Source organism: Psychrobacillus sp., assembly GCF_056205495.1.
The window spans coordinates 1-10222 of sequence record NZ_JBAEAP010000013.1; the positions used below are offsets into that span (position 1 = coordinate 1).

Here is a 10222-nt window from a genome sequence, read left to right on the forward strand (position 1 = left end):
CTCTACCCTCACTCTAAAGTTTCAAGTCGTATCCTCTATTTTAGCATAGGGATATGATGAAAAATAGAGGATATTTGTCTTTCCAGAGAAAGACAAATACCCCCTATTTTTTCTTAATACGAAACATATCATTTAAAAGATACCAATTCTGTGGAAAATTGAAGCCACTATGCCAGTAGGAGATTCCTAAAAGATTCAGTTCCTTTAAAAGATTGAACTTAGCCTGAATAGAACGCGCATCCTCGAACCACACTTCATGCTCTTTCCCGTCCCTCCAGTAATTAAAAAAAGGTGCCTGGGCAACTTCATCATATTCTATCGCAGCATTTCGATCGATTGCCAGTTGAACTGCTGCTTGGGCACTAATTGCTCTTGCAAATGGATTGCCTACTTTGTAGGGTAATGTCCAATCATAGCCGTACAGGTTTTGCCCCATCATAACCTTTTGTGAAGGTATTTCACTTATGGCATACTCTAAAACCTTTCTTACGGGACCTATTGGAGACACAGCCATCGGAGGTCCCCCACTATAACCCCATTCATACGTCATAATGACGACGAAGTCTAACACCTCACCTAGAGCCTTATAGTCATGTCCTTCATACCACTTACCAGGCTGGTTAGCACTTGTTTTTGGAGCTAAGCTTGCAGAAAAAATAAAGCTAGGAGCAAAAGCCCGAAACTCTTTTAAGAAAGTTACGTATTCATCCCGATCATCTGGATCTATATATTCAAAGTCAGTATGAATATGATTCGTTCCTCTTCTATTAGCCTCCGCAACTGTCTCTTCAAATACCCTTTGCTTTACTTCCTCATTTGTAAAAATGGTATGAGCTAATGTGTCGCTAAAAGCACCTTCTTCAATATTTACTATTATAACAACTTCTTCCACGTTATTTGCCGCAGCAACTTCTGGCAACCTTCCCCAATCCATTTTAGTCAATGATCCATCTCTTTTAACTTCAAAAGCAAATGGCATCATGTAGGTTAATAGAGAGGCTACATTTTCTACTTGGCTAATAACTGTTTCAGATGGTGCCTCGGTATACCATTCCACATATAAATTGGTTTCAATCATTGGCCGATTTGGACTTGGAGTAGAGGGTAGGACTAATGATTGTCCAACGACCAATACATCCTGGTTCGGCAAGCCATTGATGGAAGCAATAGTAGCCGCACTAGTACCATTTTGTCTTGCAATAGAATATAAGCTATCACCTAACTTAACTGTATAAATCATCGCATCACTCCTTCAAATCAGAATATGCACCTTATCTACAAAACATGCTAAAATACGCGTAAGGAGTTGACTCCAAATGGATCAATATTATATGAATTTAGCAATTGAGGAAGCAAAAAAGGCTGCTGCCATAGGTGAGGTTCCAATCGGAGCTATTATCGTACATAAAAATGAGGTAATTGCGAGTGCCTACAATCTGCGAGAAACAACCCAAAATGCAACGACACATGCAGAACTTCTGGCTATTCAAGAGGCATGTGCCAAAATTGGTAGCTGGAGACTCGAAGAAACAACCCTTTATGTAACTTTAGAGCCTTGCCCTATGTGTGCTGGAGCAATATTACAGTCACGTATCCCTCGAGTGGTATATGGTGCGAGAGACATGAAGGCAGGGTGTGTAGACTCTCTGTATACTCTTTTAAATGACACTCGATTCAACCATGTCTGTGAGGTAACAGAAGGGGTTCTTGCGGAGACCTGTGGTAATTTACTAACGACTTTCTTTCGAGAGCTACGACTAAAGAAAAAGAACCAAAAACGCTTAGAACTCTAGGCGTTTTTGGTTCTTACTTTTATATCATTAAAAGTATCTATAACTGATCATTTGCCTATCGGGGCAGAAATAGGCGGGTCCGCTTTTCTTTATGGCTAGCTCCACCGCCTTGCCCCTCGGGGTCAAATGGTTAAAACCTGTGGTGGCTGAGGTGCTGCCTCCTCGCTTTTCTCCATTTGCCTGTCGGGGCAAACATAGGCGCGTTCGCTTTTCTTTATGGCTAGCTCCAGCACCTTGCCCCTCGGGGTCAAATGGGGAAAAGTTGCGGTGGCTGAGGAACTGCCTCCTCACTTTTCCACATTTGCCTGTCGGGGCAGAAATAGGTGCTTGCGCTTTTCTTTATTGAATAATTGTTTTTCCGCCCATGTATGGTTGTAGGACCTCTGGGATTTTAACTGAACCGTCTGGTTGCTGATAATTTTCTAGAATGGCAGCAACTGTGCGTCCGATTGCTAGTCCACTACCGTTTAACGTGTGTACAAACTCAGGCTTAGCACCAGGTTCTCTTCTAAAACGGATTCCAGCACGACGAGCTTGGAAGTCCTCGAAGTTACTGCATGAAGAAATTTCTTTATATTCGCCATAGCTTGGTAACCATACTTCAATATCATACTTCTTAGCTGCAGTGAATCCAAGATCTGCTGTACACATACGTAGCACGCGATATGGAAGTCCTAAAAGCTGAAGAACTTTTTCTGCATGTCCTGTTAGAAGGTCCAATTGCTCATAAGAATCCTCTGGTTTAACAAAACGTACAAGCTCAACTTTATTAAATTGATGCTGACGGATTAGCCCGCGTGTATCTCTACCTGCAGAACCAGCCTCTGAACGGAAACAAGCACTAAAAGCAGTAAAGGCTTGTGGAAGATCTGCTCCATCTAAAATTTCATCACGGTAGAAGTTAGTTACTGGAACCTCAGCCGTTGGGATTAAGAAATAATCCTCTTCGTTAACTAAGAAAGCATCCTCTTCAAACTTTGGAAGCTGACCAGTACCTGTTAGGCTCATACGGTTTGCCATATATGGTGGTAGCATTTCTTCATAGCCATGCTCTTCTGAATGAAGGTCCATCATGAAATTCCATAGTGCGCGCTCTAATCTTGCCCCTAAACCACGGTAAAAAGCAAAACGGCTTCCAGTTACTTTTGCAGCTCGTTCAAAGTCCACAATTTTTAAATCTGTGGCGATATCCCAATGAGCCTTTGTATCAAAGTTAAATGCAGGAACCTCTCCCCATTTACGAATTTCTACATTATCATCCTCAGAATCGCCAATTGGAACGTCATCATGTGGAATATTTGGAATGCGCATCATCATATATTCAAATTTTTCTTCTACCTGACGTAGTTCTTCATCTAACGCTTTAATCTCATCGCCTACTTCACGCATGCGAGCGATTACATCATCAGCATTTTCTTTATTTCGTTTCATTTGTGAGATTTTTTGAGAAACCTCGTTTCTTTCTGCCTTTAGTACTTCTGTTTTTGCTATTAATTCTCTACGCTTTTGGTCTAAAGGAAGAAATTGATCGAACTCGGAGATATCTTCTCCACGCTTCGCAAGTTTAGCTTTCACTTCTTCATAATTATCACGTACAAATTTTACATCTAACATATGATTTCCTCCTCTTGATATTTTTGGCCTATTAACCAGATTTAAATTCATAAAAAACGACAAAAAAGCCCCCATCCCTTATAAAAGGGACGAGAGCTACCCGCGTTGCCACCCTGATTGATCTGACATATCAGATCCACTTGTCTAATAACGGCTTTTCAACCGGCCACAGCTTACCTATTTTTCAGCTGCGCAACTCAAAGGACGGATTCACAAGCGCTTTTATCAGCTCCCACCAGCCGCTGACTCTCTAAAAAAAACTTACTTGCTACTACTTCCTATCATCGTTTTTTAAATCATGAAATTAACCATACTTTACTATAGGTTGACCGGTTTGGCAAGCGATTCCTGAACCATTTGTATAAAATAGGCAGTTATACGATGATCATTTGTTAATTCGGGATGAAAGGAGCATCCCAATATATGATTATGTCTTGCCATTACTATTCGTTCTTCATGGGTAGCAAGAATTTCTACACTCTTATCTACTTCCACAATATGAGGAGCCCTTATAAAAATAGCTGGAAAATCAGCTGCTATTCCTTGAATATCTAAATTAGTTTCAAAGCTATCCACCTGACGACCAAAGGAATTTCTTGCGACAGTTGCTTGTAGGACACCAATATGATGTGTATCCTGACCTTGAATTTGCTTTGCTAATAATATAAGACCAGCACAGGTACCAAACATAGGCTTGCCTGATTCTGCAAACTGCTTTAAACAACCTAGTAAATCAAAACGGTCTATAAGCTTGCGCATTGCGGTACTTTCTCCACCAGGTAGGATTAAGCCATCTATTCCTTTCAAGTCCTCTTTTGTTTTAATCTTCACTGCCTTTGCTCCGCATTCCTCCACAGAACGGATATGTTCCGTAACAGCTCCTTGAAGAGCAAGCACTCCTATTGTAACCATCTTACCACCCTCGATCTTGCATACGCTCAGCAGTTGATAAACGAGAAATCTCTATTCCCTTCATTGGGATTCCTAAATCCTTTGAAATCTCCACTAATAGTTTATAATCTTGATAATGAGTAGTTGCCTCTACAATAGCGCGAGCAAATTTCTCTGGATTATCGGATTTAAATATTCCTGAACCGACAAACACTCCGTCTGCTCCTAGCTCCATCATTAGTGCAGCATCAGCTGGAGTTGCAACACCTCCTGCTGCGAAGTTTACTACTGGCAATTTTCCTTTATGCTTAATTTGCAATAAGATTTCATATGGTGCTCCAAGAATTTTTGCCTCTGTCATTAATTCATCCTCATCCATATGCACAATCTTTCTTACTTGGGCATTTACCTTACGCAAATGACGAACTGCTTCTACAATATTCCCTGTCCCAGGCTCCCCTTTTGTGCGAAGCATGGATGCACCTTCTCCTATACGTCGAGCAGCCTCTCCCAAGTCCTTACATCCGCACACAAAAGGAACAGTAAATTCACTTTTTCGAAGGTGATACTCCTCATCCGCTGGAGTCAGTACTTCTGATTCGTCAATATAATCCACGCCCATTGCTTCTAGCATTCTGGCTTCCGTGATGTGTCCGATACGCGCTTTAGCCATGACTGGAATCGTTACAGCGCTCATTACCTCTTCCATTATGCGAGGATCTGCCATACGAGCCACTCCGCCCGCAGCACGAATATCAGATGGCACACGTTCTAATGCCATAACTGCCACGGCTCCTGCTGCCTCTGCAATACGAGCCTGCTCTGCATTGATAACATCCATTATCACTCCACCCTTTTGCATCTCAGCCATACCTCTTTTTACTAGCTCTGTTCCTGTCATATGTAAATTCATCCTATATACCTCCTAATTGTTATAAAATTTAGTATAATGGTATTTGACCATATGAAAAGTGCCAGAAACAACAAAATGAACATGGTCAGATTGGATGATACAATGGATTTTCTCATGCTTCCTTTAGAAAAGAACACAAATCTACCATTATATGAACAATTATATAAATTTTTAAAAGATGCCATTGTGCAAGGTCATATTAAGGAAGGAGAAAAGCTTCCATCTAAAAGAAAACTAGCTGAATACCTAGATCTAAGTCAAACAACGATCGAGCTTTCGTATAGTCAGCTTGTCGCAGAAGGATATATTAATTCGGAGCCAAGAAAAGGGTATTTTGTCCAAAACATAGAAGAGCTAGCTCTGATTGAAAAGGAAGATACTCCTGTTGGAAAAGAAGAGAAAGCAACTTCCTTCCAGATAGACTTCTCACCGGGAAAGATAGATGAAGATTCTTTTCCTTTTACTCTTTGGAGAAAATACGCAAAAGAATTAGCTCATGAAGACAATAAAGATCTATTACAGCTAGGGCATCCTCAGGGAGACTATATACTAAGACAACAAATATCGTCCTATCTTTACCAATCCCGTGGTGTAAAAAGCAGACCAGAGCAAATTATTTTAGGATCAGGTACAGAACAACTCATGCCACTTCTCATTCGTCTTCTTGGTGACAGAGCCGTTTATGGCTATGAAAATCCTGGGTATCCCTTATCCCATCATCTTTTTTTAGAGAATGAGGAAAAATCTATTGCTGTTCCAGTAGACGAGGAAGGATTAATAGTGGAGGAGCTGGAGAAAACCAATACAACGGTTATGTATGTCACACCATCTCATCAATTTCCAACTGGTTCTGTTTTGTCAGCCTCACGCAGAAGTCAACTGCTAGCATGGGCTTATCAAGAAGAGAAACGATATATTATTGAAGATGATTATGACAGTGAGTTTAGATATACAGGAAAACCAATACCTTCTTTGCAAGGTATGGATCAAAACGACCGTGTAATTTATTTAAGCACATTTTCGAAGTCTCTAATGCCCTCCTTAAGGATTGCATACGCTGTCCTTCCAAACACGCTTATAAAGCAATATAAGGACAAATACTATCATTATTCTGCTACTGTACCACGCATGGATCAGCATATACTTGCGAAATTTATGGAGGACGGTCACTTTGCCAAGCACTTAAATAAAATGCGTAAAATCTATAAAAGAAAGCTGGAAATTGTCACGAAGACACTTTCAGAGTACGAGCCTATTGTTAATCTTTCAGGGGAACAGGCAGGAATGCATCTTCTATTAACGATTCAGACAGATAGGAAGGAAGAGGAACTTGTTTCTCTTGCCCAACAAGCTAACATTCAAATCTATGGTTTGCATAAGTATATAACCTCTCCGATTGACGAAACTGTTCCAAGGTTAGTTTTAGGTTTCGGTGGACTAGATTTTACAAATCTTTCGTCCTCCATACATGAACTTATGCGGGCAATCAAAATAGAGAAGTCATAATATCTATTGCAAACAAAAAGCACTGAAACTCATATAGAGTTTCAGTGCTTTTTTATAGAAGATGTACAACCTTAGCCTGCAATGCCTAAGTACTAAAATAAACCGCCAACAAAATCAGTTGTACTATCCCATAATCCGCTAAAGAATTTGCCGATGCCTTGTAGCATTAAACTGAACCAACCTGCTTTTTCTACAGCTTCTGTTGTTACTACATCAACACTTCCTTGATCGCCAGTAATGTACCCATAATCAGTACCTTCAGATTTTTCAAGATGGACTTTTCCTACTACTGTGTCCTTCTTGACTTCTGCTTCTAGCTTATCTTTTAATGGAGTGAAAACAGGCTTGTACAGATCTTTATCACTGGATTTGATCAGCATAGAGATAGGTTCTTTCACTGCAATTGCAACCGTATCTTCTTTTCCTTTATTTACTTTCAAAGTTTTATGACCAGGAATTTTATATCCTTCTGGTATTAGCTCTACTTTAGTAAATTGGGCAAAACCAAAATCAAATAATGCTCTAGTTGCGTCAAATCTAGCTTCATAACTTCCTTTTCCGTTAGCGTCTACTGCTTTCATGACTACAGCGATTACTCTCATACCGTTTCTTTCAGCAGTTCCGGTAAAGGAATGTCCTGCAAAATCTGTTGTTCCTGTTTTTAAACCATCTACGCCTTCATATTCGTAAACTAGTCCTGGTAGCATCCAGTTCCAGTTACTCATTTTGATGGCGTCCGATGTTCCCTCGCGAAAAACTTTATGAGGAATCTTTGTTGTCTCTAACACTTCTGGATAGTCTTTCATCAGAAGATAAGCTAATTTTGCCACCGAGCTAGCAGGCATGACATTTTCATCTGTTGCCCCTGTGCTTGCCGGATGCATCCCTTGTAAATCTGCGTTGTTTAAGCCTGTTGAATTTACAAATTTATAGTTTTCTAAGCCCATTTCTGAAGCTTTTTCATTCATTAACTTCACAAAGTTTTCTTCAGTTCCAGCAATTGTTTCTGCTATTGCAATAGTGGCTGCATTGGCTGAATAGATTGCCATTGCTTCATATAATTCACGAATTGAATAAGTACCATCCTCGCGAAGAGGCACGTTACTTAGACGACGATCTTGAGAAATTTTATATGTATATTCATTTACTGAATATTGTTGTTCCCATGAAATTTTACCTTCTTCTATTGCTTCAAAAAGAAGATATTCAGTCATCATTTTTGTCATACTTGCAATTCCTAAAGCTGCATCTGCATTTTGCTCATAAAGAATTTTTCCAGAATCAGCATCTACTAAGATTGCTGCATCAACATTTAAATTTAAACTTTCCTCTGCTTTTGTGTTAGTTGGCATTCCACCTACTAAAGACACAAGCAACATCGGAAGTACTAGCCACTTTACCATTGTTGTTTTCCAATATTTCTTCACTACTGTACCTCCACTTTTTCTATTATCAATGCTCATTTTATCATACTTTTTGAACTAGGTGCATAACACTTTAAAAAAGCACCCATTCGGCCTATATATAGACGTGAAATGGGTGCGAAAGTTTCTACTTATTTTAAGAGATAGAGTAGTTTGGTGCTTCTTTTGTTATTTGTACATCATGTGGGTGACTTTCTCGTAGACCGGCACCAGTCATGCGAATAAATTGTGCATTTTCTCGTAGGTCTTCTAAAGTACCTGTACCACAATACCCCATACCTGCTCGAACTCCACCAAGAAGCTGATGAATTGTATCAGAAAGTGGACCTTTGTATGGAAGACGTCCTTCAATACCTTCTGGAACTAATTTCTTTGCATCCTCTTGGAAATAGCGATCCTTAGAACCTTTTTCCATTGCAGCAATAGAACCCATTCCTCGGTAAACTTTAAATCGTCTTCCTTGGAAAATCTCTGTTTCCCCTGGGCTTTCCGTTGTTCCAGCAAGTAGACTACCTAGCATAACTACATGTCCTCCAGCAGCTAAAGCTTTTACAATATCACCAGAGAATTTAATACCACCATCGGCAATAATAGTTTTTCCTGCCTTGCGAGCTTCAGTAGCACAATCATAGATAGCTGTAATTTGTGGCACACCAACACCTGCTACTACACGAGTAGTACAAATTGATCCTGGACCAATCCCGACTTTCACCACATCTGCACCAGCTTCGTATAAAGCCTTTGTAGCAGCACCAGTTGCGACATTTCCAGCAATAATATCTAAATCTGGATAGGTTGCTCTTATTTCCTTCACTACATCTATTACGCCCTTAGAATGTCCGTGAGCTGTATCAATAACAATTACATCTACCTGTGCAGCCACTAACTTTTGTACACGAATCATTGTATCACTTGTTACTCCAACTGCAGCTCCAACTAACAATCGACCGTGTTGATCCTTAGCAGCGTTAGGAAACTCAATTACCTTTTCAATGTCTTTAATAGTTATTAAGCCTTTAAGGATTCCGTTATCATCAACGATTGGTAATTTTTCTATTTTGTATTGTTGAAGAATTTTTTCAGCTTGTTCTAATGTAGTACCAACTGCAGCAGTCACTAACTGTTCTTTAGTCATCACTTCATTAATTGGTAAAGAATAATCTTGAATGAAACGTAGATCACGATTCGTAATTATTCCGACTAGCTTTAGTTCTTCTTCATTATTTACTATAGGAACGCCAGAGATGCGGTATTTCCCCATTAAATGCTCTGCATCATAAACTTGATGAGTCGGTGTTAGATAAAAAGGATCCGTGATCACGCCATTCTCTGAACGTTTAACTGTTTCCACTTGTTCTGCTTGTTCCTCAATGCTCATGTTTTTATGAATAATTCCTAGTCCACCTTGGCGTGCCATAGCAATAGCCATTTTCGCCTCTGTAACAGTATCCATACCAGCACTGATCACCGGAATATTTAATTTGATTTTTGATGTTAAGTGTACTGATAAATTAATATCCTTTGGTAAAACCTCTGATTGAGCTGGAACTAATAAAACATCGTCAAATGTTAAACCTTCTTTTTGAAATTTCGATTCCCACATTACGCTGACTTCCTCCTCTATAATTAAATATTATTACAAGGTTATCAGCGGGCACATAGACTGTCAAGAATCGATAAATAATATATATATTCCGACTTTTCTTTCAATTATTTTATTACTTTGTCTATTAAAAGATTGAAAACTATTAAGTTGAAACTAAGTTTGAGTCCATAACAGCTATTTTAATAGATAAATGTATAATCGCGATTGTGGTTAGTGTACGCTCTGACAGACACTTCCTGTGGCGTGAGAATTAGCCCGACAGGTGTCGTACTGGTAGATTGCTATATATATCATTAATTTTTCCCTATGTAATATTCTTATGAAAGTTTATTTGAAACTAGAAAATTGCCAAGAGCTTCAAAGCTATTCTCACATATATGGTTAGGGAGAGAAATCGCCTTCGGCTTTTTTCTGTAAAAGACAAAAAAGAAAGCCGCCACCGATTACTCGGTAACGACTTTCTTTGGTGCCCAGC

Annotated in this window: 8 protein-coding genes and 1 other annotated feature; of the genes, 2 read left to right on the forward strand and 6 right to left on the reverse strand. The window is 39.5% G+C overall.

What is annotated here, in order from left to right:
- Positions 1-103: 103 nt before the first annotated feature.
- Positions 104-1240, reverse strand: coding sequence for a glycosyl hydrolase family 18 protein (locus tag AC06OU_RS00335; RefSeq protein ID WP_340881175.1), 1137 nt, complete (start codon positions 1238-1240; stop codon positions 104-106).
- Between the two features lie 76 nt (positions 1241-1316).
- Here AC06OU_RS00335 and tadA point away from each other — a divergent pair, with 76 nt between their 5' ends.
- Positions 1317-1793 (forward strand): tRNA adenosine(34) deaminase TadA, encoded by a 477-nt coding sequence (tadA, locus tag AC06OU_RS00340; protein ID WP_475853347.1) that lies wholly within the window; start codon positions 1317-1319, stop codon positions 1791-1793.
- Positions 1794-2132: 339 nt separating this feature from the next.
- On the opposite strand, the gene serS is transcribed toward tadA, so the two are convergent.
- The 3 genes from serS to pdxS form a co-directional block, all read right to left on the reverse strand.
- Complete coding sequence (gene serS / locus AC06OU_RS00345; RefSeq protein ID WP_475853348.1) at positions 2133-3407, reverse strand: serine--tRNA ligase; 1275 nt, start codon at positions 3405-3407, stop codon at positions 2133-2135.
- An 82-nt stretch (positions 3408-3489) separates the two neighbouring features.
- Positions 3490-3701 (reverse strand) — a binding site (T-box leader).
- A gap of 24 nt (positions 3702-3725) precedes the next feature.
- Complete coding sequence (pdxT, locus tag AC06OU_RS00350; protein ID WP_475853349.1) at positions 3726-4319, reverse strand: pyridoxal 5'-phosphate synthase glutaminase subunit PdxT; 594 nt, start codon at positions 4317-4319, stop codon at positions 3726-3728.
- Between the two features lies 1 nt (position 4320).
- Positions 4321-5211, reverse strand: a complete 891-nt coding sequence (gene pdxS, locus AC06OU_RS00355) for a pyridoxal 5'-phosphate synthase lyase subunit PdxS (protein ID WP_169361356.1) — start codon at positions 5209-5211, stop codon at positions 4321-4323.
- Between the two features lie 102 nt (positions 5212-5313).
- Between pdxS and pdxR the strand changes: the two genes are divergently transcribed.
- Entirely contained in the window at positions 5314-6717 is a 1404-nt protein-coding gene (gene pdxR / locus AC06OU_RS00360) for a MocR-like pyridoxine biosynthesis transcription factor PdxR (RefSeq protein WP_475853350.1), read from the forward strand.
- Positions 6718-6809: 92 nt separating this feature from the next.
- On the opposite strand, the gene AC06OU_RS00365 is transcribed toward pdxR, so the two are convergent.
- Complete coding sequence (locus AC06OU_RS00365; RefSeq protein ID WP_475853351.1) at positions 6810-8120, reverse strand: serine hydrolase; 1311 nt, start codon at positions 8118-8120, stop codon at positions 6810-6812.
- 157 nt (positions 8121-8277) lie between these two features.
- Entirely contained in the window at positions 8278-9744 is a 1467-nt protein-coding gene (guaB, locus tag AC06OU_RS00370; RefSeq protein WP_340881184.1) for an IMP dehydrogenase, read from the reverse strand.
- Positions 9745-10222: the final 478 nt, after the last annotated feature.